Annotated in this window: 33 protein-coding genes; 9 read left to right on the top strand and 24 right to left on the bottom strand. The window is 36.4% G+C overall.

Translation table 11 applies throughout. The features are described from left to right. Window positions 1-2: 2 nt before the first annotated feature. Window positions 3-788, bottom strand: coding sequence for a sugar phosphate isomerase/epimerase family protein (locus P4V41_RS12980; RefSeq protein WP_328085427.1), 786 nt, complete (start codon window positions 786-788; stop codon window positions 3-5). Between the two features lie 261 nt (window positions 789-1049). Here P4V41_RS12980 and P4V41_RS12975 point away from each other — a divergent pair, with 261 nt between their 5' ends. Then, window positions 1050-1811 carry an AraC family transcriptional regulator gene (locus P4V41_RS12975; protein WP_328085425.1) on the top strand — a complete coding sequence of 254 codons (762 nt, stop codon included), beginning with the start codon at window positions 1050-1052 and terminating at the stop codon, window positions 1809-1811. A gap of 109 nt (window positions 1812-1920) precedes the next feature. On the opposite strand, the gene P4V41_RS12970 is transcribed toward P4V41_RS12975, so the two are convergent. The 4 genes from P4V41_RS12970 to P4V41_RS12955 all read right to left on the bottom strand — a co-directional run bounded on the left by P4V41_RS12970 (window position 1921) and on the right by P4V41_RS12955 (window position 5176). Next, window positions 1921-2292, bottom strand: a complete 372-nt coding sequence (locus P4V41_RS12970) for an iron chaperone (RefSeq protein WP_328085423.1) — start codon at window positions 2290-2292, stop codon at window positions 1921-1923. Between the two features lie 106 nt (window positions 2293-2398). Next, entirely contained in the window at window positions 2399-3271 is an 873-nt protein-coding gene (locus tag P4V41_RS12965) for a zinc-ribbon domain-containing protein (RefSeq protein ID WP_328085421.1), read from the bottom strand. Window positions 3272-3596: 325 nt separating this feature from the next. Then, window positions 3597-4559: an alpha/beta hydrolase gene (locus P4V41_RS12960; RefSeq protein ID WP_328085419.1), complete on the bottom strand. Its 963-nt coding sequence runs from the start codon at window positions 4557-4559 to the stop codon at window positions 3597-3599. After that, window positions 4556-5176 (bottom strand): GNAT family N-acetyltransferase, encoded by a 621-nt coding sequence (locus P4V41_RS12955; RefSeq protein WP_328085417.1) that lies wholly within the window; start codon window positions 5174-5176, stop codon window positions 4556-4558. Before P4V41_RS12955 ends, P4V41_RS12960 begins: the two co-directional genes overlap by 4 nt. Before the next feature lie 299 nt (window positions 5177-5475). Here P4V41_RS12955 and P4V41_RS12950 point away from each other — a divergent pair, with 299 nt between their 5' ends. Together P4V41_RS12950 and P4V41_RS12945 are read left to right on the top strand one after the other, a co-directional pair. Further along, window positions 5476-5682 carry a Fur-regulated basic protein FbpA gene (locus P4V41_RS12950; RefSeq protein WP_328085416.1) on the top strand — a complete coding sequence of 69 codons (207 nt, stop codon included), beginning with the start codon at window positions 5476-5478 and terminating at the stop codon, window positions 5680-5682. Beyond that, window positions 5642-5779: an FbpB family small basic protein gene (locus P4V41_RS12945; protein WP_328085414.1), complete on the top strand. Its 138-nt coding sequence runs from the start codon at window positions 5642-5644 to the stop codon at window positions 5777-5779. The genes P4V41_RS12950 and P4V41_RS12945 overlap by 41 nt, the downstream gene beginning before the upstream one ends. Window positions 5780-5912: 133 nt before the next feature. On the opposite strand, the gene P4V41_RS12940 is transcribed toward P4V41_RS12945, so the two are convergent. The 14 genes from P4V41_RS12940 to P4V41_RS12875 form a co-directional block, all read right to left on the bottom strand. Further along, window positions 5913-6065 carry a DUF1540 domain-containing protein gene (locus tag P4V41_RS12940; RefSeq protein ID WP_328085412.1) on the bottom strand — a complete coding sequence of 51 codons (153 nt, stop codon included), beginning with the start codon at window positions 6063-6065 and terminating at the stop codon, window positions 5913-5915. A gap of 154 nt (window positions 6066-6219) precedes the next feature. Next, window positions 6220-8259, bottom strand: a complete 2040-nt coding sequence (locus tag P4V41_RS12935; protein ID WP_328085411.1) for a molybdopterin-dependent oxidoreductase — start codon at window positions 8257-8259, stop codon at window positions 6220-6222. A gap of 60 nt (window positions 8260-8319) precedes the next feature. After that, window positions 8320-8742, bottom strand: coding sequence for a VOC family protein (locus P4V41_RS12930; protein WP_328085410.1), 423 nt, complete (start codon window positions 8740-8742; stop codon window positions 8320-8322). Further along, a complete protein-coding gene (locus P4V41_RS12925) occupies window positions 8739-8891 on the bottom strand; it encodes a hypothetical protein (RefSeq protein ID WP_328085409.1) in 153 nt (50 codons plus the stop codon). The genes P4V41_RS12930 and P4V41_RS12925 overlap by 4 nt, the downstream gene beginning before the upstream one ends. 25 nt (window positions 8892-8916) lie before the next feature. Beyond that, a complete protein-coding gene (locus P4V41_RS12920; RefSeq protein WP_328085462.1) occupies window positions 8917-9678 on the bottom strand; it encodes a class I SAM-dependent methyltransferase in 762 nt (253 codons plus the stop codon). Window positions 9679-9800: 122 nt separating this feature from the next. Continuing rightward, window positions 9801-10388: a TetR family transcriptional regulator gene (locus tag P4V41_RS12915; RefSeq protein ID WP_328085407.1), complete on the bottom strand. Its 588-nt coding sequence runs from the start codon at window positions 10386-10388 to the stop codon at window positions 9801-9803. Between the two features lie 3 nt (window positions 10389-10391). Further along, window positions 10392-11381 (bottom strand): aldo/keto reductase, encoded by a 990-nt coding sequence (locus P4V41_RS12910; protein WP_328085406.1) that lies wholly within the window; start codon window positions 11379-11381, stop codon window positions 10392-10394. A gap of 147 nt (window positions 11382-11528) precedes the next feature. Continuing rightward, on the bottom strand, window positions 11529-12308 hold the full coding sequence (locus P4V41_RS12905; RefSeq protein ID WP_328085405.1) for a TerC family protein: 780 nt from the start codon (window positions 12306-12308) through the stop codon (window positions 11529-11531). A 436-nt stretch (window positions 12309-12744) separates the two neighbouring features. Continuing rightward, a complete protein-coding gene (locus P4V41_RS12900; protein ID WP_328085404.1) occupies window positions 12745-13329 on the bottom strand; it encodes a PepSY domain-containing protein in 585 nt (194 codons plus the stop codon). Window positions 13330-13468: 139 nt separating this feature from the next. Further along, complete coding sequence (locus P4V41_RS12895; RefSeq protein WP_328085402.1) at window positions 13469-14176, bottom strand: PepSY domain-containing protein; 708 nt, start codon at window positions 14174-14176, stop codon at window positions 13469-13471. Window positions 14177-14253: 77 nt separating this feature from the next. Continuing rightward, on the bottom strand, window positions 14254-15618 hold the full coding sequence (locus P4V41_RS12890; protein ID WP_328085401.1) for a HAMP domain-containing sensor histidine kinase: 1365 nt from the start codon (window positions 15616-15618) through the stop codon (window positions 14254-14256). A 3-nt stretch (window positions 15619-15621) separates the two neighbouring features. Further along, on the bottom strand, window positions 15622-16311 hold the full coding sequence (locus P4V41_RS12885; protein WP_328085399.1) for a response regulator transcription factor: 690 nt from the start codon (window positions 16309-16311) through the stop codon (window positions 15622-15624). A 126-nt stretch (window positions 16312-16437) separates the two neighbouring features. Then, window positions 16438-17115, bottom strand: a complete 678-nt coding sequence (locus tag P4V41_RS12880; protein WP_328085397.1) for an HAD family hydrolase — start codon at window positions 17113-17115, stop codon at window positions 16438-16440. A gap of 55 nt (window positions 17116-17170) precedes the next feature. Continuing rightward, complete coding sequence (locus tag P4V41_RS12875) at window positions 17171-17653, bottom strand: DUF4188 domain-containing protein (protein WP_328085395.1); 483 nt, start codon at window positions 17651-17653, stop codon at window positions 17171-17173. 156 nt (window positions 17654-17809) lie between these two features. Between P4V41_RS12875 and P4V41_RS12870 the strand changes: the two genes are divergently transcribed. The 3 genes from P4V41_RS12870 to P4V41_RS12860 all read left to right on the top strand — a co-directional run bounded on the left by P4V41_RS12870 (window position 17810) and on the right by P4V41_RS12860 (window position 19647). Beyond that, entirely contained in the window at window positions 17810-18148 is a 339-nt protein-coding gene (locus P4V41_RS12870) for a hypothetical protein (protein WP_328085393.1), read from the top strand. A gap of 66 nt (window positions 18149-18214) precedes the next feature. Continuing rightward, window positions 18215-18499: a hypothetical protein gene (locus P4V41_RS12865; RefSeq protein ID WP_328085391.1), complete on the top strand. Its 285-nt coding sequence runs from the start codon at window positions 18215-18217 to the stop codon at window positions 18497-18499. Between the two features lie 299 nt (window positions 18500-18798). Continuing rightward, window positions 18799-19647, top strand: coding sequence for a mechanosensitive ion channel family protein (locus tag P4V41_RS12860; RefSeq protein WP_328085389.1), 849 nt, complete (start codon window positions 18799-18801; stop codon window positions 19645-19647). A 53-nt stretch (window positions 19648-19700) separates the two neighbouring features. On the opposite strand, the gene P4V41_RS12855 is transcribed toward P4V41_RS12860, so the two are convergent. After that, a complete protein-coding gene (locus tag P4V41_RS12855) occupies window positions 19701-20243 on the bottom strand; it encodes a GNAT family protein (RefSeq protein WP_328085388.1) in 543 nt (180 codons plus the stop codon). 175 nt (window positions 20244-20418) lie between these two features. On the opposite strand from P4V41_RS12855, the gene P4V41_RS12850 reads away from it, so the two are divergent. The 3 genes from P4V41_RS12850 to P4V41_RS12840 all read left to right on the top strand — a co-directional run bounded on the left by P4V41_RS12850 (window position 20419) and on the right by P4V41_RS12840 (window position 21828). Further along, complete coding sequence (locus P4V41_RS12850) at window positions 20419-20625, top strand: hypothetical protein (RefSeq protein ID WP_328085386.1); 207 nt, start codon at window positions 20419-20421, stop codon at window positions 20623-20625. 101 nt (window positions 20626-20726) lie between these two features. Then, window positions 20727-20990: a hypothetical protein gene (locus tag P4V41_RS12845; RefSeq protein WP_328085384.1), complete on the top strand. Its 264-nt coding sequence runs from the start codon at window positions 20727-20729 to the stop codon at window positions 20988-20990. A gap of 391 nt (window positions 20991-21381) precedes the next feature. After that, window positions 21382-21828, top strand: coding sequence for a GNAT family N-acetyltransferase (locus P4V41_RS12840; RefSeq protein WP_328085382.1), 447 nt, complete (start codon window positions 21382-21384; stop codon window positions 21826-21828). 81 nt (window positions 21829-21909) lie between these two features. On the opposite strand, the gene P4V41_RS12835 is transcribed toward P4V41_RS12840, so the two are convergent. The 4 genes from P4V41_RS12835 to P4V41_RS12820 all read right to left on the bottom strand — a co-directional run bounded on the left by P4V41_RS12835 (window position 21910) and on the right by P4V41_RS12820 (window position 24972). Beyond that, window positions 21910-22659: a sulfotransferase domain-containing protein gene (locus P4V41_RS12835; RefSeq protein WP_328085380.1), complete on the bottom strand. Its 750-nt coding sequence runs from the start codon at window positions 22657-22659 to the stop codon at window positions 21910-21912. Between the two features lie 241 nt (window positions 22660-22900). After that, a complete protein-coding gene (locus tag P4V41_RS12830; protein ID WP_328085379.1) occupies window positions 22901-23875 on the bottom strand; it encodes an arsenic resistance protein in 975 nt (324 codons plus the stop codon). A gap of 158 nt (window positions 23876-24033) precedes the next feature. Next, window positions 24034-24276: a hypothetical protein gene (locus tag P4V41_RS12825; protein WP_328085378.1), complete on the bottom strand. Its 243-nt coding sequence runs from the start codon at window positions 24274-24276 to the stop codon at window positions 24034-24036. 54 nt (window positions 24277-24330) lie between these two features. Continuing rightward, window positions 24331-24972 carry an HNH endonuclease family protein gene (locus P4V41_RS12820; protein WP_328085377.1) on the bottom strand — a complete coding sequence of 214 codons (642 nt, stop codon included), beginning with the start codon at window positions 24970-24972 and terminating at the stop codon, window positions 24331-24333. Window positions 24973-25121 lie beyond the last annotated feature (149 nt).

Genomic DNA, 25121 nt, shown 5'->3' with positions numbered 1-25121 from the left:
ACTTATACCTCTACTTTCTTATGCTGGGCGGACATTAGGTTTCTCCACGTATTTCGAGCGGTAGCTAGTTGCCATTCCACTTGACTGTACTCATTTTCTCCTGAGTGATGTTCAATACCTAAATATCCTTGATAACCAACATCTTGCAAAATCTTGATCTTCTCTTCACAGTCAGGGATAACCCAAGCTGCTAAATGCGTATGAAATGCATATTTTGCACAAAGTCGATCACCGTTCTCTTTATCCACATCCCAATTATCAAAGTGCAATAGAATACCGAATGAAGGATGATCCACTGCTTCATAAACCTTTTTAATGTTTTCTGGATCCCTCGATGCTCCCCAATGGTTTTCTGGCCCTACTTTAAAACCGCTATCATGTGCTATTTTTGCATATTCTTGGTATCGGTTCACTGTATATTCAAATTGTTCATCTGTCATTGTCAAATCTCTTCCACCCATATCGATTCTAACGGTACGTGCTCCTAAAATTTCCGCAGCACGCAAATTTTTTAGAGCGTTTTGGTACCACTGCTCTTTAGCATTCGGATCTTGGTCCCATACCTCTGCACAGTCCACACAAAGGTTAGCGAGCGTTAACTCTTTCTCATCCATCGCTTCTCTTATCTTCTTTAAGTAATCCTCATCATAACTAGTTAACATCATGTTCCAAATATCAACTGAGTTTAGATGATAACGATATTTGACGCTTTCTAAATACCCAAAAAGATCTATTTTCCCTTGATTAAACAAGCCATTGAATGAATATGAAGCAACTGTATATTTCATAATGCCCCTCCCGATACTTGTTAGATAGAATTTGGATGATTCAAAACTCAGTATAAAGTTGATCTAACGCTACTTACCTTCTATAATCTCCAAAACTGACTATGGTTCATTAATGAGTTCAAAGTATTTACCTCACCTCACTTGGTTATATATATTTTCTGATTATTTTGATATTATCAATATTGAGGTTATTATTGGAATTAACAAAACCATATTCATTTGTATAATTCACCAGTAAATTTTCTTATTGGAGTTGGATATATGAACATTCAAGGCGTTTATCACGACGTTAATCCTACGTGGAGAATAGGAAAAGACCGTGGATGTGCGACACTTGTTTATGTCACACAGGGTAAGGTGATGTATTGGATCGATGGAGTCGATGTGGAGTTGGTTAAAGGAGAGATCCTATATATTCCATCAGGTGTAGATCGAGCATGGGAAAACCACGCTGACGATACTCACCAAAAATTTACTGTCGTCTTTTTATGGGAGAGTGAAAATCTCTGGAAAATCTTGCACTATACAAATAAAAATGAGATGTATCGGTATAAGACATTTAACTCTCCATATTTTGAACAAAGATTTTCATCCCTTTTTACACAAATGCTATTGAAAAAACCATATTTTGAATGGATGGCAAGGTGTATATTGTCAGAATTACTTACACAAATCGCGCAAGAATCATCTGAAGTCAGAACGGCCCCTTCTAAAGAGCGGATAGCAAACGAGATACAAGAATATATACTCCGAAATTTTAGAAGTAATATTACGATAGAAGAGTTGAGTTCACTTGCAGGTGTTACCCCTAACTATGTATCGGGAATTTTTAAAGAGGTAGTGGGAAGTACTCCCATTCAATACTTGCACCAAATAAGAATTAACACGTCCTTACATCTACTACAAAATACACAGATGACAATTAGTGAGATTGCTGAATATCTTGGGTACTGTGACCAATCTTATTTTAATAGGATGTTTAAAAAATGGATGGGAGTAGCACCAAGCCAGTATAATCATTAGTCAAATAATTAATTGAAACATTCATGTTGATCTAATAAAGATTTAGATTAACTGTAGAGCGATTTCAACAAGTAAAAAAAGCATGACTCTTACATCATGCTTACGTTCATTACTCACGCCAAAATTTCGTGTATTCTGCTTTGTCCTGTATATTAAACGCAATTATATCTTCAAGTAGCTCATAATTCACTTCATCTTTCCAACGAATACGGAATAAGCCCTTGGTAAAAGTATAGCCAGCTTTCTTAATTTCATCAGCGAACTTCAACATAGCTACTTCTTCTGGTGCAATACTTAAATGCTGTTTCGCTATTGAAATGCCAATTATAAATGTACCATGATCTGTAAACATGGGTGTATTCCATTTGAATTGAGGTTCTAAATTAGGAAACTTTTCAATCACCCATTTTAATAATTCCTCAGTTCGATTTCGTTGATCGGGATCATCGATTGCTGATAAGTATTCTGAATAAACGTCCATACTTTCCTCCTTCAACTATCTTATTTTGAACAAATAATAATTTACCTACTTTTATATTAATTGTATAAATGGGTTATCACAATTGGAAATTCAATAGATTAATCAATTATGTATCATACCGTGTAGAACAATTATGAGACCCGATTCCTTTCACACGATCCTTAACCCTAGCTGTGTATTCTTCTCCACACTTTTTACATTTCCACCAAACGTTATTATAGGAAGTAAAAGAAACATCTTTAGCTGTTTTATGAACGCCGAACAATGTACCATTTCGATCGGGATGCCATTCAGCTGCAATCTCTGGAAACATATTGAATAATGATTGCTCCATTTTCACACACTCTGGACATCGCGAATTATTTTTAATCCGTTTACGAATTCTCTCTCGCCACACATGTCCCTTTTCACAAACCCATGCCACTTCCTCGTTTGAATTATAAACCACATCTTGTGGACTTTTTCCATTATTCGCTGTAGACCACTCTTTTACAAACTCGGGATGAATAGTTGCCAAACAGTTTTTTTCATACGCCTTTTTGTCTGAGCAATACACACATACACTTTTAGGGTTATGTATTCGATCCTTCACGGTTTCTTCCCACTCATGTCCTCTTTTACATTTCCACCATCTACGTGGCCAATCTTCGTTACTTACAACATCCGCTGTTGTAAGATTTTTATTCAAAGTAGGATGCCATTGCAGACATAGTTCAGGATCTGCCTCCGCTAATGACTCGCTTGAAACTCCTTCGAACTGGTACGATCTTTTTAATGCTCTTTCTTCTCTTACACAATCCGAACATTCCAAGTTCTTCTTATAACGCTCACGAATAGTCGCTCCCCATTCATGCCCTTTGGAACAGACCCACCATATGTACTCATAGCTACCAAAACTCGTTTGACTAGGATCAATCCCTTGATTCCTTGTAGGATGCCATTGTGATTGTAGTTTATCAGATAGTAGAGTTCGCTTCATAATATTCACCCTTTCGAAATTATTAAAGACCGTATGTTAAAAAAGAACTATACGAACTTTGATTACATAGATAATTATACCTATTAACTGAAGGCGTGAACTTGGGAAAAACCTAGTCTTTAAGGCCTTATAAAGGCACTTGAGACGGGATATATTTCCCAACTATTTTATTTAACTTCTTTTTAAAAAGGAAATTCAAAAATTGCATAGATTCAAAAGACGATATAATGGGGATTAGTAGAATGATACAGATATGAGGAATTTAAAAAGAATTTACTTGAAATCTTGTTAAAAAAATTAGCCCAGGTTATGACCTGAGCATTTGTTAGGGTTGATGAAGATTATAAAGTTTTGAAGATATCTCTACTAACGCTTGTTTTGCACGATCTCCATTGCCAATCATATTAATAAAACTATGTACAAGATCATTATAATGAAGATGTTCTACTCTAACACCAGCTTTTGTTAAACATTCTGCATATAAACTACCTTCATCTCTCAAAGGATCAAATTCCGCAGTTACAAGTAGCGTTTTTGGTAATAAATCGAAGTTTTGTGAACGCAGTGGAGAAGCATAAATCTCGAGCCCATCTTGTGGTTTTTGCAAATAATGTCCCCAAAACCATTTCATCTTTTCTGTAGTTAAGTTGTATACATAGTTTGCTTGATAAGAAGGGGTATCAAAGCAATAGTTTAATACAGGGGTAATCAAAAATTGATACGAAAGTTCAATGTTTTCTTCGTCTCTAAAATACATAGCTGTAGCTGCGGCTAAGTTTCCTCCTGAACTTTCGCCACCTATTCCAATTTTACTGACATCACCGTTTAATGATTCGACATGTTGATAAGTCCACTTAACTGCCTCAACAGCATCTAAAAATGCTGCTGGATATTTATGTTCAGGTGCAAGGCGGTAACCGACTGAGATTACAATAACATTGGCGTGTAAGGAAATGTATCGACAGACGTTATCACAACTATCGAGATCACCAAACACCCATCCTCCGCCATGGAAATAAACGAGAACTGAAAAAGGACCAACGTTAGATGGAGTATAGATTCGTATTGGTATGTTATGACCATGCGAAGATGGTATAACTGAGTTTGTTATTTTTACTCCGTCCACATGTAAAGGCTGGAAGTATGTTCTAGCAATCTTATAAAAGGTTCTTGATTGTTCAGGTGATAGTTTATCAAGAGGCGGATGTTTAAGTTCTGCCATTTTGCCTGCAATAGAATCTAACAACATTGTGACCTGAGGGTTTACTACATTCTCTATCGTAATCATAATGTTATACCTTCTTGTGAAAGTTTGTTAATGAAGGTAACTTGAATGCCATCTTTATCAAGTTTGTTCATGATTAACTCTCTCTCACCCATAATTAATGTAGCTTTTTTATGCGGGAGTTGAATCGTTCCTTTTACTTCACCACCCATACCTTTTAAAATCGGAATAATTATACGATTTCGGACATCTGGTTCTCCGATTATTCTTTGAGCTCCATAGTGTTCAAACAGGAACAAGATCATCCCTCTTATAATCGATAGACCATCTTCTTTATTTAAATAGGATCGCGGACCAATTAATAGATGCATGCCTAAATCATCTTTGTGGTAAGAATAATACTTTTTAATTGGATCGTCTTTGACTGCATAAGCGATCAGATAGCAGATGGGAATATCATTATACGACCCGATATAGATATCTTTTTGTTTTGATTCTATTGAATGGTTTAGCCATTGAGTAAATTCTTTAATTGGTAGATTTAATTTCCAAAAAGGTGCAATATGGCTCTGATGCATCCAATTAAAAAGAGTATCTACATCACGCTCAAACTCTACTGGACGAAAACTAAAAACATCCTGCTTACCTTCTAATTCAATAACAAATCTTGACTCGTTCATACAGATCACCTCATAAACCAAATGATAATGATTATCAATTTCAATAATTAATTATAGGTATCAAAATAACTTATTGTCAATCACTCTTTTTAATTTTAAGAAAGAAATTAGATTAGTGATCTCTCATTTTCTTTATTTTAATTTCATTCCTAAGTTAAAAGAATACTCACATAAATATTGTTTTTGAAAGATTCTCATAACAAAACTTGATATTGATAATCATTATCATTTATACTGAATATAAACAACAATTGGTTATATATCCAAATACTATTCCACATATAAATTAGGTGATGAATATGAAGGTCGATCTTCAAAATGATTTACAAAATAAAAAGGACTACCTTATTAGTAGTTTGTTGTTAAAAGGGATCTATAAAAAGGAAGATATTCATTTATATGAATTAAGCGTTGCAGAATTAGAGGAGTTTACTTATACATTACAATTTGAGAGGGAAAAATCACATGAAAAAGAAAAGTTTAAAACAATTAATGATAGAAAATAAGTTGATGATATTAAATGATAAAAGTCAAATAGATACTATCTATGAAAAAATCGATGAACGTAGAATCACACAAAATAAGATTAAGGTCAAGAAGTAATAATGTTTTTTCTTGACTCATAAGAAAAGAGTATATACAATTCATTTGAAAAAGCTTATCACTTAGCGGATTTAGGATGTACAACAGGTAAAACAAAAAAAACAGCCTGGCTAGAGGCTGTCTTCAAAACAAGTTATTCTGCTTTAAATGTTTTGCAATCTGTTTCATCACTTGAATCCGCTTTATTTCCTCTGTTGCTTACTACATAGATTTGAGAAGCACCACATCTATTACCCTTCTCGTTATACACACAGTTATTTACTTCACAAAGTACATCTTGAGCCATCCGTTCCACCTCCCTCCTGTTTATAAAAGTAGTATACCCTTTTGTAAAAACGAGGAATCATAAAATTGAATCGCATTCAACACGTAAAAAAACAGAAACTCTACAATAGAATTTCTGCTTCTTCATGTGTTATGGCAATTTCCTAGTTTAATGTTTATGAAATTTTTTCTACAGAAACCTTTCCTGAAAAAAACGTTGCTCCCCCACCCATATCTGCTATGCGGTCTGGTGTAAGAGAATTGACTAGATGCTTTGTATCATCATCTGCTCCCCAGAGCCCTTGGGTTACAGCTACACCACGTAAGACATTCTCACCTGCACTCGCTTTTAGTACACATTCTCCTTGCTCATTCCACACCCGTACTTTCTCACCATCTTTCACTCCTGCTTGATCGGCGTCAAACTGATTCAAAACAATTACTGGTTCTTTTTCAAGGTCGACATGCTTGTTTTGATTCGCAAACGTTGAGTTTAGAAAGTTATGGTTTGGTCCTGCGATAAACCGAAGAGGATGATCAGAATCATTATTTAAAGGAATGTATGTCGGCAGTGCTGGATATCCATCTTGTTTCATCTTATCAGAATACAACTCTATTTTTCCGCTTGGTGTTGGGAGGTTAGTTGGAAATTCAACCTCTGCCTTTACATATTGTTTTTTACTCAAGACTTCATAATTTATTCTCTTAATATATGGATTCGATGGAGTATCTAATGACTGATCAATTAGTTCTGATTCCGTATCATCAAATGCCGTCTCAGAAAAATTCATGCCTTTAGCAAGTAATCGAAACACCTCTACATTCGACTTAGATTCTCCGTAAGATTCGATCACAGGCTGTTGAAGCTGAATGTAATGATGCCAGTAAGACGTATAAAAATCAGTGTTCTCAAAAGAAGATGTGGCTGGCAAAACAATATCAGCATATTTTGCCGTCTCTGTTAAAAACAAATCATGAACGACTGTAAAAAGGTTTTCTCGCTCTAACCCTTTACGAACTTTATTCCCTGCAGGTGTCACAACAGCCGGATTCGTTCCATATACAAAAAGAGATTTGATGGGAGGATCTAATGTAAGCAATGCTTCTCCAAGCAAATTCATATTTATCACACGCGTGTTCTTATTTTGCTGCAGATCTGGCCGCTGTAAGTTAGCAGTGTTGAACGCAAGATATGCCGAATTCCCTTTGATTGCTCCTCCACCTTTAACTGTCCATTGCCCCGTTAAAGCCGGCAAACAAGAAACAGTTCTCACAAACATACCACCATTATCGTGGTGTTGTGGGCCGTTTCCAATCCGAAGAAACGCAGGAGACGTTTGGCCATACATCCGAGCGAGCGTCAAAATATCTTCTACCGGAATACCTGTAATGCTTGAAACCGTAATAGGGTCATATTGTTCGACATGTTCACGCAGCTGTTCAGATCCAACCGTGTATTGTTCCAAAAATGAATGATCCACCATGTTTTCAGCAAATAGAATGTGCATTAATCCTAATGCAAGAGCCGTATCTGTCCCGGGTAAGATGGGGATGAACCAGTCTGCAAAGCGCGCAGTCTGATTTTTATGGACGTCAATAACGATAATCTTCGCTCCATTTTGTTTACGAGCTTGCTGTGCAAGTGATACTTGATGCATATTCGTACTAACGGCGTTAATGCCCCAGAAAATGAAAAGTTTAGAGTGGATCGTATCTTCGGGATCAATTCCGAAACTCCCACCCATCGTATATTTGTAACCCGCAGCTCCTGCTGAGTTACAAATGTTTCGATCCAAATTGGAAGCTCCTAGTCTATGAAAAAAACGACGGTCCATTCCTTCAGCTGCTAAATTACCCATATTTCCATAAAAACTATACGGTAGAATGCTCTCTGCACCATCGTTTTGAAGCAGTTCCTTCCATCGCTTCGTAATCGTATCAATTGCTTCATCCCAGCTTATTTGTTCAAAGTGCCCTTCACCTTTTGCTCCAACACGCTTCATCGGATATTTTAACCGCTTTTCATCATAAATTCGTTCAGTCATGTTTCGAACTTTATTACAAATAAAGCCTTTAGTAACCGGATGTTCCGGATCACCTTCGACTTTAACGATTTTTCCGTTTTCTTTATGGATAAGCAACCCACATTGATCCGGGCAGTCTAAAGAACAAACTGATGGAAATACACCGTTAGGGCTATCTACAAAACTAGTCATATGCGTTCTCCTCTCCGAGATGTCACAATCATTTTATTTCTTAATTCAACGATTACTTCTTTAATCTGAAATTTCCCAATCAGGGTTCCAAACGACTTCCCACAGATGTCCATCTGGATCTTGAAAGTGACCAGAATACCCACCCCAAAACGTTTCATGAGCTGGATCTGTTATGAAGGCTCCTGCAAGTTCCGCTTCTTCCATGATCTGATCAACCTCTGCTTTACTTCCCACATTATGACCGAGAGTAAATTCAGTTGGATTCGGTGTACCCTGAGATACCTTAGCCTCATGTGCTAAATCTTTGCGGGTCCAAATGGCAAGCTTCAATCCCTGCTGCAGATCAAAAAAAGCTACAGCTCCATGCTCGAATTCTTTACCTATTATACCTTTAGTAGGCAAACCTAGACCATCCCGATAAAACTGTAGCGACCTCTCTAAGTCTTCAACTCCTAATGTAATGACCGTGACTCGTGGTTTCATAGTTTCAACTCCATTTCAAATATCTCTCCATTTAAAATAGCCACCGAAATTAACTGTTCATTATACTTGCTTAATAATGTATCAAAAATCTCATTCGCAACTTGTAACCTGTCTTCTGTAGTGAATTCTTGAGGTTTCCATTTAGACATTTTATGAACTCCTTTGAAACGTTTTTTACTTTTTGGTCGCTTTTATAATAAATGTTGCTGGAACAAGGTTTGCTTTTTGAGTGGAGTACCATCTTGCAGGATCTTCCGAATGCTCTTCAGGTAAGTATACATCGTCAATTACTTTTTCTATCCTAAATCCTGCTTCAGTTAAAGCATTTATGTATGTGCTTAGTTTTCGGTGATGGATAACGGCTAAATTATGCCATGCTTCATTATATTCCGGTCCTTCGTTCACATAAGGTTTGTTAAAGATGAACGAAGACTCCTGTAACGAAGACTCCTCATATTTCAATCGATCATGAAGTGGGTGTTCCCAACTGAAGATAAAAACACCACCTGGTTTGAGATAACTAAATATATTTGAGAACGTAAGGCTTAAATTTGTTGTCCATCCCAAAGCATAGATGGAATAAACAATATCGAAATAATTGCTTGGTAATCCCGGATTTTCTTCCATAGGTGATTCAACTAATGTAACCTCTACTTGCTGATCTTGTAAAACATTGCTCGCTGTTTCAATCTGCTTCGTGCACAAATCTAGTCCCCATAATTCTTTGGCACCTTCTCTCCCCATATATTGCAACGAATGTCCACTGCCACAACCTATATCCAATACCTTTTTATCTCGTATTGAATCAAAAAGTTGTAGTTTCTCTTCATTAAACGAATGCGGCCCATACTCAGGGAGAGCGGTTCTTCCAAAAAAGCGTTCGGCTGATACTTCCCATCTTTCTTTATTTATTTTTAAAATTTCAGTTGCTTCCACATGTTCCACTTCCTTTATTTTTAGCAAATAGCATCACCTTTCTATTTCCATACAAAAATGCGTTAATCCTTTATGAATTAACGCACAAAATAGTTCAGAATGACTCTTAATGAAAATTAAAATTACTTAATGTTTTTCACAATCCCAAATTTTATAATATCAAAAACAACATTAAATTCTTTTTTTATATTGGGGGAAGTCCATTCTTTTGCCAATGCAGGGTGATGAAATCGAGCCGTTGCGAAAAATATAGCTGAAGCCTTCTCATTTATGTTATCATTTTGGAATTCTCCTGCGTTAACACCTTCCTCAACAATTTCTGCAAGTTGAGAAATTAATTCTTTAATGTGTTTTTCAATGCTTTCTACGTTTTCCTCAGCAAGGGCATTATACATCGCAAATAGCTCAGGATCTTCTGAAGCTTTGGTTTGTTTTATATGAATAAGCTTTTCTAACCACATGCGAACCTTCTCAATTGCACTTCCCTCTTTATCAACAATTGACGCGAGTGGTACCGAGACTTCATGCAACCACCGTTCAGCTACTGCTTCTTTTAACGTAGCTTTACTCTTAAAGTGCCTGTAAAGTGTACCGTGACTCACATTAAGAGCCTTCGCTACGTCTACAACCGAAGTTTTCTCTAGTCCAAACTTTCGAAGTACTTGTTCAGTTGCATCTAAAATTTGTTTCTTTGTTAATGGTTCTGCCATACTTTATTCTACTCCTAACATCGCCATTTGCTCTTTAGCATACCGAGTTCCTGCAACTTTGTTAGCAGGTACAGCCGCTTCAATTTTTACAAGGTCCGCTTCGTTAAGTTGTAAGTTTATAGCCTCAAATGCATCTTCTAAATGCGAACGTTTACGTGCACCAATCAACGGGATGATGTCGTTACCTTGCGACATTACCCATGCTATTGCAAGCTGAGCGACTGTAGTTTGTTTTTCATTTGCAATTTCTCGTAAAGCTTCTACCAGAGCTAAATTTTGATCTAAGTTCTCACCCATAAAACGTGGTGCAAATGAACGAAAATCGATTTGAGCTTGACGTTCTTTTGTCCATTTTCCACTTAAAAGTCCTCTTGATAATACTCCGTAAGCAGATAGCGAGATTCCCAGTTCACGTAGAGTTGGAAGAATTCCCTCTTCAACACCGCGACTGAACAATGAATATTCGATTTGCAACCAGCTAATGTGATGAACAGCATGTGCTTTTCGCACCGTTTCTGCGTTCGCTTCTGATAAACCAATATGTTTTACATAGCCTTCCTTTACTAGATCAGCCATAGCACCAATCGTTTCTTCAATTGGCACATTCGGATCTACACGTGCCGGCTGATACAAATCGATATAATCTGTCCCTAATCGCTGAAGAGTATATGCCAAAGCATTCTTAATCGTTTGCGGACGATTATCAATTCCGATCCATCCACCATTAGGAGACCTTAGCACACCAGTTTTTACAGAAATAAAAGCATTTTCGCGTTTTGTACTCTGCAATGCTTCTTTTAATAAGAGTTCATTATGACCTACACCGTAAAAATCACCTGTATCAAGAAGGGTAATCCCTTTTTCAAGTGCTTCATGTATTGTAGCTATGCTTTCCTTTCTGTCAGCATTACCGTATAGATCTGACATGCCCATGCAACCTAAACCAATCGCCGAAATTTCCGTACCGTTTTTCCCAATGTTAATTGTTTTCAACTTTTTCTCCTCCGTTTATCAGTAATAAAATTATAATAACTCATTCAATAACAAATGACAAATATTTATTTTTGTCATTTGTCACGAAATAAAAAAGCCAGCATTCTCTGCTGACTTTTCATTACATATGCAATTGTGATCTTCTATTTAACTTGAGGATTCAGTAGTCTTATTTGACTCTTTAGCTGGTGCAAACCATCCGATTACCGCAATACCAACTAACACACCATAGAAGATGATTGTCCATACCGTACTGTGTGGGAAGTGGTGATCTAATACACCGATATCTTTGTGAGCAAGGGTAATTACTGCAAGTTTCACCCCAACCCATGCCACGATCGCATAAGCCGTAGTTTCTAATGCAGGTCGCTTATCAAGTAATTGAACAAACCAAGTAGCTGCATACTTAATTAAAATTAGACCCGCAACTCCTCCAAGAACTACCACTATGAATTGTCCAGCATCCATGCCGCCAAAGTCGCCTAGTGGTGAGTCTGGAAGTCCTAGTGCCAAAGCAACTGCAGCTAAGATTGAATCGATTGCAAACGCTAAGTCAGCGATAGCAATTTTACCAACTGTCGGCCAGAAACCTTTTCCTTTTGCTTCTTCTTCCACTTCTTCTTGGATCTTCTCATTCTCTTTACCGAATTTAGCTTGAATAACATGCTTCAATCCTAAGTATAAAAGATAAGTTGCCCCGATCGCTTGAATTTGCCAAACGTTAGCGATGAACGAAATGGCAAAAAGTGCTCCAAATCGGAAGACAAACGCCATTATAATACCGTAACTAATCGCACGCTTTTTCTGATCTTCTGGTAAATGTTTTGCGATAACCGCTAGTACAAGGGCATTATCAGCAGATAAAAGACCTTCAAGTCCAATTAATATCAACAATGCCCAACCGTACTCTAACCAAATTGAATCCATCAATGAATCTCCTTTCAAATCCTAACCAATAATATGTAATATCCATAGAATGACCATTTTAGTGTCAAGATACTCTTTTAGAAAATCCTCACACTACTATGAACAACTCTATACTTACAAGATTATATATTATTTTTAAGATTTTTTCCTTATTTAAGCGAATTTTAAACTTAACAAAGTTAGATACTTAAAGGGTTTAGAGAATTTTTGTCAAAAAGAAATTCACTTTTTATACAGGGGTATTCTTCTTAATTCTACTGTTTATTTTCTATTGTAAATTAGCAAAAGTTGCCCCATTATATGATTAAAATAATGACATTAAACTATAGTTGAACAGACTATCCATACTTGGAGTATATGAAAACGTGAAGAGATAACACCGTTAAGTCAAAAAAATGAGGCTCCTAGTTAGGAAACCTCATTTTAATTATTGTCATTAATTATTGTCATTATTATCAACTACAGCTTCACCTGTTACAGCATTCACGTTGACATCTATATCCTTACCGTCTTTTTGAATCTCAAACTCGTAAACATAATCATCATCAAGACTCATTTCTTTTACTGTTCCTGATACTTTTTTTAATGCAATGGACTGCGCTTGTTCAGAAGTAATCTTAATTTTTTCAGGATCTATCTTATCATCGCGATCCGAGCTTTCATTAAGATCGGAGCTTTCATTGTCGTCATCTCCATCATCGTCGTTATCATCATCTTGATCTTTCATACCCTCTTCAATTTTAGAGATTTTGCCAGTTTCTGCAGCTATGTCAAGATCGTATTCCTTATCGCCGTTATGAACCTCAATCTCATATTTATCTTTTAGACCATCTCGATCAAGTTCCAGTTCAGTAATAGTTCCGCCTTTTGTTTTTTCTAACGCAATGTCTTTTGCTTGTTTTTCTGAAATTACATTCTTAGCAGCAAACGCGCTCGGTGTGTTTTCTACATAAGTATATGTTCCTACTCCAATACCACCGACTAATACTGTGCCAGCAATAAATTTTGTTAGTTTTTTCATTTTTATTTCCTCCTTGTTTTTTTACTATATCCTTATCATAGACAGGTAAAATGAGAACAAAGAGAAGAGAAGATTAGAAAACGATGAGAAAAGGTGGTGTTTTTACAAAAAAAAGAACACTCTAGAGATAAGAGCATTCTTAGTCACTTTCTTTTGTTTCCATTGTTACGGAGGTTACTTCGCCCGAAAACGCATTGATAATCACTTGAGATTCTTTTGTTTTCGTTTCAACCTCAACTTCATAAACAATCACACCGTCTTCATCATCTAACTCAATATCCGTGATGGTTCCTTTTACTTCTTTTTGAGCGATTTGCCTAGCTTCTTCTTTTGTTATTTTTGTGTTTGGCTCGGCCGGTTCATTCTCAATTTCAACCTCGTCTTTACTAACGATGTACCCAGTGGTCCCGTTAATTTGTAAAGTATATGTTTTTCCTTCATTCTGGACAGAGACAAGATAGACTTTGTTTTCTTCCATATATTCAGCAGACTTCACTTCGCCGTGTTTAGCAGCTATTTTTTCTGCTTCATTCTTTGTTATACGACCCTCTTGTGATTCTTGTTTACCTGATCGGTTCATGTCAAGAATGTCTCCTGAAACCGCATCAGACCAGATTACATAAACACCTTGTTCACTTTTCAACACTGTTTTGTACTGATGCTTATCGTCTCTATTCGTTAATTCTGTAGATAGAATCTCTCCAGTATATTTTGTACTTACGATTCTGTTCATTTCCTCTTTTTCTAATGTACTGCCCTGTTTTCCGTTCACCCACTCTCTTGTTCCGAAAACAAGAAGGAGAATAACGATCATTATTCCAGAAATCACAGCGATTTTTTTGTTCATATGTATTCCCCCTTTACATGAATTTTCTCATATAAGAATGAAAGCTCCATAAGAATAAGATGAGAAAATGATGAGAATTAATTCTGTTGCACAGGTATCTCCATTGTAACCAATGTTCCTTTTCCTTCTTCACTTACTAAATGGAGCTTTCCTTGGTGGGCAGAAACGATTTGTTTTGCGATGGACAGTCCTAACCCAGCTCCGCCTGTATCACGGCTCCTAGCTTGATCTACACGAAAGAATCGATCATAGACGTTATCAAGATTTTCCTTTGGAATACCGATTCCATAGTCTTTTACGGAGAGCCTGACAGAGTTTCCTTGTTTGGTTAACTCCACTTCAATCATGTCCGAACTATACTTAATGGCATTATCTAAAAGGATGATGAGTACTTGCTTAAGTTTTAATGAATCGCAGTCTATATGAATTTCGTCTAAATTGGATTGAACGTGTATTTCACGTTCGTACGCCTTGCTCAAATTCTTTGCCGCATTTTTAGCCATCTCTACCAACTCGGTTTGTTGAAGTTGCAGGTCAACTTGCGATTCATCTCTTGCCAAAACAAGCATTTGTTGGGTTAACTCTTTCATCCGGAGTGATTCTGAGTGAATCGCTTCTACGGCTTCTTCTAAAATTTCCGGCTGACTTCCTCCCCACCTCTTCAGCATTTTCGCATAGCTTTCGATTACAGTAAGAGGCGTTCTAAGTTCATGTGAAGCATCAGATACGAACTGTTCTTGTTTTTTGTAGTTGTTTTCAAGTAGGTCCATCATATGGTTAAACGTTCTTGCCATTTTATTCAGTTCATCATTAGATTTCTTCTTGATCGCAATACGCTTATATGTCCCACGTTTCTGGTTTTCTTCCATCGTTCGCGTTAAGTTGCTGATCGGAACTAAAATCAACCTGCTCAAGAACCGACCTCCAAAATATGAAGGAATTAAGATGAGGAAAGTTGCTATGATTAAAACAATTCTTAAGATCTGCAACGTGTTTGGAATGGAAGATTCTTTTTCGATCAATTGTAAAGAAACAATCTCTCCGTCCGACCAAATGACCGGATGTTGAGAAACCGTATATACCATTCCGTCTATGTGTTTAACATCACTGTATTGATTGGATCTATAGATTGGTTTGATTTCCTGGACCTTTTCGTCATCAGTAATTCTTGATGAAGTTGCATCTATACGGTTATCACCCGTAATAATTCGAATCATTGAATCTGCAGGAAGGTATGCTCGTAATAGCTGTGTCATGTTCATTTTTGTCTCAGAAGATGTTTTAACCGCTTCCGTTAAGCTTACTATTCTTGTCTCTGAACCTTCTAAAGCATGATCATGAAGATTCTTTTGAAACAAAAGATAAATGCCACTATTCGTGATGAGAAGGATGATTAAAAGCCATACTGTTGAAAACAAGGTTATTCGATTCTTTATGTTCATGTGTTACTCCTTCATCGTGTAACCTACTCCACGAATTGTATGGATATAGGGATGCGAAAAAGTGGAATCAATCTTCTTGCGCAGATAACGTATGTAAACATCTACAACATTGGTATCGCCATAATAATCATAACCCCATACCTTTGATAAAATTTGATCACGATTTAATACCTGATTTTTATTTCGTATCAAAAAAACGAGGAGGTCAAATTCTCTTGGTGTTAACTCGATTAAGGTAGAGTCACGTTTAACTTCTCTCGTCTTTAAATGAACGGTCAGATCACCTAGCTCATAAGTTTCGCTTTCTTGATTTTCTGTGTTGTGATGATTCATGCGGAGAAATGCCCGAATTCTAGCCAACAATTCTTCAATTTCAAACGGTTTGGTCACATAATCGTTTGCCCCAAGATCAAGCCCGCTGACTTTATCGGGCAATGCATCTCTAGCTGTTAGTAATATGATTGGAATATGACTACCCGTCGCTCTGATCCTTCTAAGAACCTCCAGACCACTTAGCTCAGGCAGCATCACGTCGAGCAGAATCAGATCCCATTTACCTGATTTGAATTTTTCTAATCCTTCCGTACCCGTCGTAGCTGTTTCCGTTTCGTATCCTTCGTGTTCAAGTTCCAGTTGAATAATCCTTGCTATCTTTTTCTCATCTTCAACAATTAGAATTTTTTCAGCGCTCATCGTTGTACCTCCTAAAAAGAAGTTTGTTAGGATTATTATAAAGGAGTAAATCGCACTTTACTAATTAGAGATGAATGGGGAAATCACTTGCAAAACAAAAGCGATTTTTCTAAATGAAAAATCGCTTTAAGTAACACATGCACTATTCATTTTTTCAATGATGAATGGAATTTCAGACAATTCATTCACAATATAATCCGCTTCAACATCTTCCCAATGAGCATCTCTCTTCCAAATCCCTTTCATTCCAACATCTTGAGCAGCTTTCACATCATTCTCTGGATGATCACCTACAAAAATACTTTCATAAGGAGATACTTGTAAATGTTCTAATGCTCTCTTGAAAATTCGAGGGTCAGGTTTCTTTATTCCTTCCCATTCAGAAATTAGAATCATATCGAAATATTCTTTAATACCTAAAGCTTTAATATTATCAATCTGAAATTGTCCAAATCCGTTTGAAATGATTCCAAGCTTGTAGTTTTTACTTTTTAAGTTCTCTAACATTTCGATAAGATGAGGAAATGGAACGCAGGAATTCTTAAATTCATTGATGTAATCAGTAAGAAGATCTTCCCACGAAGGTTCAGGTAATGAAAATTCATAAACGATCTGCTGATATACTTTATCCTTCCAAACATATCCTCGGTGATCTAATTCTATAAATCTTTTAACATACTTCTCCTTGCTAACAAAATTTTTTAGCTTTGCAAACCGGTTGTATTGCTCATCAATAAATTGTTTCACAGACTCATCCCGATCTAATAGCGTACCATCTAAATCAAACAAAGCCGCTTTAATCATGTTATTGATAATCCTCTCTGTAGGGGAAATTTATTAGAATACAGGTTTATTTACATTATATTTTCATTCTCTCTCTCGCGGATTCCGTTTGTTTCGTTACAGAAGTTATTGAATATGCTTTTCCAAGTCCGGTTCTTGGCATATTGTTATAAATGGCTTCTGCGCCACGATTTATAATTCTATAGCTTTCGTGAAATATACCAACACTTCCATCGTTACCTATATTTTTTTTAAATTCTTTCCATGCTACTAAGTGTGTTTTACCGTGTGCATATGCTTCAAGTTGATCAAAGCTTTTCCAATATTGAATAAGTGTTACTCTTCTCCAACTAAAATGAAATTCTGTATGTAGAAAACCAATCTCTGGGTTTTGATACAATTCTCTTATCATCGGACCCATTGCTTTAAATACAGGCATCCACTTCGTAAATGAAAGCAGTTTATTAACTCGCATCCCTATTACAAAGACGACAAAGTCCCCTTCCACTGCTGCTGTGTGCCTTCCCTTATGAATAATTGCCACAATTATCCCCCCCATTTTTTAACGCTATAGATCTTAACTTCCTACTTTAAATTAACATTAAATGGAATATAATGTTAAAATATATGTTAACCGTACAAACAAAATTTGGCTAATCAAACTTAGAAATGTAGAACGTTTCCCACATAAATATGTAAAAGATGGAGTGAACCTATGAAGAATATACAATCACACATTAAGGGTGAAACATTTGGGGCTAGCTTTTTAAAAGGTGATTTCCAATTGATCTATGAACAAACTCTAAGTAGCTTTAAGGAAATTGTTACGTTAGAACAATTTATTGATTTATCGTCTTCGTTTAATTTAGATGTCCAACATTACACACTTGAAAACCTAACACTTCTTACCAATCAACTAAGGCACTTTTTATGGGTAGACAATGAAATAGAAAAAGCGATAAGTGTTGTTTTTGATAAAGAAAATATCATTCATGGCATTCGACTTTTTTTTTCAAGATCAATATTATTGAACATTATAGAAATATTATGGTAACATTTATAAAAATAAACATTTTAGTATAAGTATACAAATTTTGTAATTTTTTTAAGGGGTGACACGATGTCAGTTGTATTAAATAAATTTTACGACAACAAGAAAGGATATTTTCACCTCCCTGTCGTATGGCGAGAAGAGTTTCAGTTTCAGATTGGAGAAAAAGTAGGCATTGATGTTGAAGATGGAAAAATTATTATAGATAAATTGAATGCAAGACGTTTTACTCCTATAATTGGAGTGAAAGGAAGACTTACAATTCCTATTGAGATTAGACAAGAATTGAAAAGCCATACGTATCAAATAATTGCAATTCAAGAAACTGAACAGTTTGTTTTGATACCTGCGTAATGAAAGCCCCACCCCTATAATCAATTGTTTACATGAACATAGTAAAACAAAACGATTTCTTTTAATGAGATCGTTTTTTTGTTTGAACTATTTTACTAACTACTCTTCAATTGTACATGGAAGCAACCACGTGCACAAAAATGAGCGCATTTTGTAGTTACGATATGTTCTCTTCGTTTAGCATCTTTTCTATGATTACCCTTTCTCGCAATATTTTCTTAGGTCCTTTTAGAAGTAGAAAATAATTTTTCTTTTTATTCGCATTCTATTGGTATAGTGTAAGAGTGGGAGTTGAAAGAATGATTAATTTAGAGTTGCTTAACAAATTACCTGTAAAAATTTTTATTGTAGCTGTTTTAATTGTATTGATTGCCTATTTCATCAGAAAATCTGTTCAACTTTTCTTTGATAAAACAAGTTTTCTAGATGAAAATCGTGAAGAAACACTAATGCATTTTACTGATCAAGTTCTTAAGGTGCTTGGTTTGGTGTTCTTCTTCATTTATGTCCTAAGCCATTTCTTCGAGTTAACTAGGCTCGTTACAGGTTCAGTCGTTGTAGCCGGTGCCCTGGCATTAATTTTCCAGCATATTATCCGTGATTATATTATGGGGCTTGCTTATTTGTTTGAAAGACAGATCAACCTTGGCGATTATGTCATCATTAACGGCAACAGACAAGGGAAAATTGAGGAGATCAGCATGCGTCACCTTAAGATTCGTCAATATGATGGTTACCTCTATACGGTTTCCCATGGAAGTATTAATGAGCTTCAGAACGGAAACCGTGGGATGCGCCGAGTGAACGAAAGTCTAATTTTGAACTATAGACAAAACCCTGACGATGCTTTTAAAGTAATGGAAGATGTAGCAAGAACGTGCAACGAGAAATATAGCGATTACCTCTTAAAGGATTTGAACGGTGAGCCCGTGGAGGGTTTTAAGTTCAATCAAATTACCGAATTAAACGTTGACTACAAAGGACATCGGTATTCCCTTTCTGGTCTTGTAAAGGAAGCTTATTTTGTGGATGCCAGCAAAAGAGTGAGGTATGAGCTTGCACGCGCAGCTTATGCAAATCAGTTGGCGATGGCCGAGAACGGTGAAATGGAATTGGATAAACGCACTGATTCTCAAGCATCACATTGAGTAAAAAGTAAAATAATGCAGGCTGTAAAGGTTGCAGCCTGCTCTAATACAAGTTAAATTTCTATGTCCTCTTCATTAATAATGGCAAGAACCTGATGATCTTCCCACCTGCCATTTATCTTCACATTTTTCTTTGAAATTCCTTCTTTATGAAATCCGGTTTTCAATAAGATATTAATGGATCCGATATTATGAGGCATCACTTCTGCTTCGATTCTATGAAGTTTAAGCTCTTTAAACGCAAAATCTATAATAAGCGGTAAAGCTTCTGTCATATATCCTTTACCGTTATAGTTTTTATCGAGAGAATACCCTACCATCCCTTTTTGCGCAGGACCTCTTTCAATCTTGAAAAGACCAATCTGTCCGATCAGTTCGTCTGTATCATTAAGAAAAATTCCAAACGAGTACCCCAAATCCTTTTCTTTTCGTTCATTGATCTCATTTAATCGATTTTTTTGCCCTTCTATTGAATAAAAGTTAGAATCTCGATCAGGTGAATATTGCTGAAAAAATTCTTTGTTCCTCATTTCGATATTTAACAAAGCTTGCAGATCACTTATAGAAAGCGGCTTAATATAAATGTTCGTCTTCATCTTGTGTCCCCCATACTCGATAGTTATCCTATTAAAAGTTCAACTTAGCATCAATAAACCCTTTATACATAAAGTCGAACACCTCGATGTTTAATGCATGTACAAAATTTGTAGAACTTTAATTAAAGTGATGATATATTATTATAAACATAATGACTCTATAGGAGAGACAATAATGAATACAAAATTAAATACGTGGATTCAAAAACACAATCTAGATCTACAATGGCTGCAAGAAGCTAGTAAATTTCCTTCCTATCAAGTGCAGAAACTGTTAAATGATCCTCATTATAGACCAGACGGTACTACAATGAGAGTCGTATTAAGTATTGTCAAAAAGAAAGAAGACTCAGCAAAATTAAGTGATTTTTGGGATGTTTAAAAATAGGACTTTTCCTTATAATTTTTAAAAATAGTGACTTGTCTAGATCATTTTACCCTCCAACTGCATCTACTAAAGTATGAAATGTAGGAGGTGCTATCTTGAGTAAAGACAAGCATTGTAAGAAAAAGAAGAAAAAAGTAATCTGTTGCGATCCTATTTATATTATTGAGGATTGTTACAAAGAGAAAGAAGTCACATTCGTTCATCCTGTTATTCGTGTAAAACGTGAACACATTAAATATGTTCGCCGTGACGTTTATGAGGAGAAAGTAATTCACGAAGTGATCGATCCTGGTGCTCCGACAAAATGTGATTGTAATAAAAAGCACAAGAAATGTAAGAAAAAAAGCAAAAAGAAGTAATTCCAAAGTGTAATTACTCTTTCTAAATGGAACCCCCGATCATGGTTTTCGGGGGTTTTGCTATGTTTTGGGATAGAGTTTTACGGTACGTGGATTTATCATTCTTACACGTTCGCCCGTAAATAAGTTGTGTTCACCTTTAACATCGTGCTGAACACCTATGTTCTACAGAACTACACCCATAATTAATGTTTAACCACCTTGGAGTTGAAACTGAACACCTATGATGTCTCATGTACATAAATTAGGCACCCGTTTGCTACACTCTCCTGTGGATTTCCAATCAATTCATTTATTTTTCTACTCGAACAACTAATTCTCTCTTTTGATATACTATTTATGTACATAATAATTCTAATTTTTCTAACTATTGAAGGAGTTGATAGAACAAATGAATGAAAATTACAAATTGATTGTTGGAGAAGGAAATGCTGAGCTAGATCAACGACTTTCTGATGAGTTGGACAAAGTTAACGCCGAAGCTACAGCGGGGATCTCGCCTGCACGGGAGTTGACGGTACAAATTCTAGATAGTCATGGCCAACTTGCTGCTGGGATGAGTGGATGGACGTGGGGAATTGCTGCCGGCATCGCTATGACATGGGTCAGAGAAGATGTGAGAAAAGATGGTCTTGGTACAAAATTGCTACATGATTTTGAACAGGCAGCTATAGAAAGAGGTTGCGCACACGTCTTCACCACTTCTTTCACATTTCAAGCACCAGGCTTCTATGAACGTCATGGCTATCAAGAATTGTTTCGCTGGGAGGAATTACCGACTCCAGATGCTGCAGATATTCATTTTCGTAAGGAGTTAGTCACACAGAACAAAAAGTAGGTTATTAGGGATTCACGATTACTTTCTATATACAAACTAAAAAGGAGAGAACATCCTCTCCTTTTTAATATAATATCGTAATTACCAAAGTAAATTCTTTTCATACCCTAATTCAATGAGCAACTGGCCAGCCTTTTCTTTAAATGCAATGATAATCTCTTCATCAAACTCTTCTTTCCAATTGCCAATCGTTCCTTTTCTAAACGTAGCAGAGTCTTGAGTTGAAATATTTTCTTTGGCACGTCTTATCACCGTATGATCGATGTTCTCTTTCTTATCTTCTGTAACAAACTGAACGATTTTCTGAACGGATCTGTCTAATGATTCTTCACTTCGTAATAGATCTTCAAACTTAACGGAAAGTACGTTAGGTGTAGTTAACCACCCTTTAAATTCAGAAAACCAATCGTGAATATCTTGATGACCCAATTCAGGAATTCCTCTAATGATAGAAAGCATTCGTTCCTTTTTAGATAGTTGTTTCTGTTTAAAGTATTGATGAAGTGGAGCGTTTATCTTTTCAATATAATAATTATAAGAGACTACAACATCGCGTAAGTCTCGATAGAGGAAGATTTGTTTCATATTAAGATTTTGAAGAAGCTTAGCCCATGCAGTCGAATAATAGATATGCCCTGACAAGAATTCATTGATTCTTAATTTTTCTAACTCGCGCTGATGTTCTGCTAATTGTCTAGAAACCCCTTCGTACAGATGCAGATTTTGATCAAATCTGACGGAATGAATTCCCGTTAATATTTGAAACATAAGATGTGTTCCACTTTTAGGAAACGAGTTAAAGAAAAAAGGGCTAATTGTTTTTTTATTCATTGTTAATGATCACCTTTTCTATTTACATAACATGCCTTTTATAGCTTATTCGCTCCACTACAATACGTTTGTACAACCGCCTGTAATCTCATCTTTCTGCTCATAAGAAATATTTTTATGTATACATCCACTTTTATCGTTTAACGCACGAAACATGTAATGCAAGACCTTAACCCCTAATTGTTAGCAGAATGAAACCGAGAAAAAGGCAGGGATGCACTCCCTGCCTTTTTCTCTATGCTCATTTTATTTTAGGATCTCTTAACATCCAGTTTGGTACTAAATTTATGTAGATCAATTCGCCAATCAGTTCAACGATCGTCTGCGTCACAATTACGGTAGCTGCTATTGTTCGCCAAGACTCTGGTAATGCTAGTGCCAGCGGGAGAACGACAAGGGAATTTCTCGTTCCCATACTAAAGATCAATGCTCTTCCTGCACCTGTGTCTAAAGAAAATATCAGTGCGATTATGCGAGCAATAATAGGCATGATAATTAAAAACAATAGATAAATGGGGACGACTTCCATAATGATATTGAGATCTTTGTATACTTTACCTATTTGCGATGCCACAACGACGATTAAGACAGCAGCCATCAACGGAACGGGTAACCAAGCTGTAAGTTTCATCGCTTTAACTCCCATCGCCTTCTTTTCTCCCCATAGTTGTGTGATAACCGCTAATAATAGAGGCACCACGATCAATAAAAGAAAAGCTTCAACAAATGGCTCAATCTGTACGACTGACATCATCTCTTCACCAATAAATATCCATAGATAAAAAGGCAGTATAACCATCTGTACAATAAACAAAATAGGTGTAGAAGCAAGCATCAACCTCTCATTTCCTTTGCCTAGCTGAGTAAAGACGATTACATAATCAATACACGGCGTAAGAAGAACTAAACAGATACCCAATAATACTGGTGTTGGCTGAGGAAAAATAGAAGTTAAAGCCCATACAATGATTGGTACGAATACAAAATTACCGATTAATAAAGCTAGCATAAATCTGATGTTTGAAACAGCTTTTCTTAGTTTTAAGAAAGGAATTTGGGCGAACATCCCGTACATGAGAATAGCGATTAGTGGAGAGATCGTCCATTGGAGTCCAGCTCCGAAACTTTTAAAAGTGAGTCCAATAAAACCACCTATTAGTAATGAAATACCATAAATCCATATTTGTTGATTTTCTAGACTTTCCCTCGTAATCATGTGTATCTCCTTCTATCAAAAGACTTCATTCTGCAATTATGTAATAAGCATTTTTCTAATGACTTTTCAAAAAATAAATATACCATTTTCATTATCATTAAAAAAGAACCACCTAATTTCAGGCGGTTCTACGAATACGAAATATTTGATAAAACTTGTTAAGCCCGTTCCAGCACTTTAGCCAACATACGGTGAACAACCTCGTGATCGCGTGAATCGTGCAATTGATATTCTTCACCTGGAAGCGTATACCACTCTGCGGCTCCCACATATGTGATAGCGAGCTTTAGAATACCTTCTTCATTACAGCTTGTCTTAAGCTCGAGCTCCCCGCTGATTACCCCTACCTCTGTAGTCATTACACCATGCGTTGCGGTAAAGACAGTTGATTTCTCTTCCATTGGAGCAGCTCCTTTCTTTAAAACAAGTTAGTACATTGTTTATACAAAAATTAATTAATACGTGCAAGTGTTAAGCATGCTTTGAAGTTGTGTTTTTTCCGCTGATTGAAGATTTAATCCCCAGGTGTACTTTGTTTGAATCCACCATTTTGCATATCCACATCCAGCAGCAGTACGAGTAGGCTTCCATGTTGATGGATCCTGATCTCCTTTTGAACGATTCGAACTTGCCGTCACGGCAATAAGTTGCGGTCCAGTAAGATCATTTGCAAAATCCTCACGTTTGTCTGTTGTCCAGCTGCTTGCACCAGAACGCCACGCTTCAGCTAATGGTACGACATGATCGATGTCAAGATCAGATGGATTCGTAATTGTTACACCGTCATAATAGCTGTACCAGCTGCCAGATGTTACAGGACAATCTCCGCTAAATGAATCCGCATCACGCTTAAGAACAACTTGACGTGTATCACATCCTCCGCCTTGACTGGACCAGTGCGGGAACAAATCACGAGAATAGCCCGTCATTGAACCTTCTGTTTTAACAACTAATGCGTTCAACTGAGATTGTGCAGCTGATTTAGTAGGCGTTCCAGGTGGTAGCGCCCATGCCTTTTGATTATCATCAGATGAAACGAAAACAAAAGTCATAACCAGTGTAAAAATAAACGAACACACCATCGATTTCTTCAACATGCTTAAATCCTCCAATATGTAGTTTTTTGAATCGTTATAATTTTATAACATATATTCACGAAGTGGTTTTGATATTTTGCAATTAAACATAATCTAGACCTTGGTTATAGGTGGATAGTCTGGTATTTTACAGTTAATTATTCTAGTAG

It is taken from the genome of Fictibacillus nanhaiensis (assembly GCF_036213205.1).
Taxonomy (GTDB): domain Bacteria; phylum Bacillota; class Bacilli; order Bacillales; family Fictibacillaceae; genus Fictibacillus; species Fictibacillus nanhaiensis_E.
This window is presented reverse-complemented; position numbering and strand designations above follow the sequence as displayed.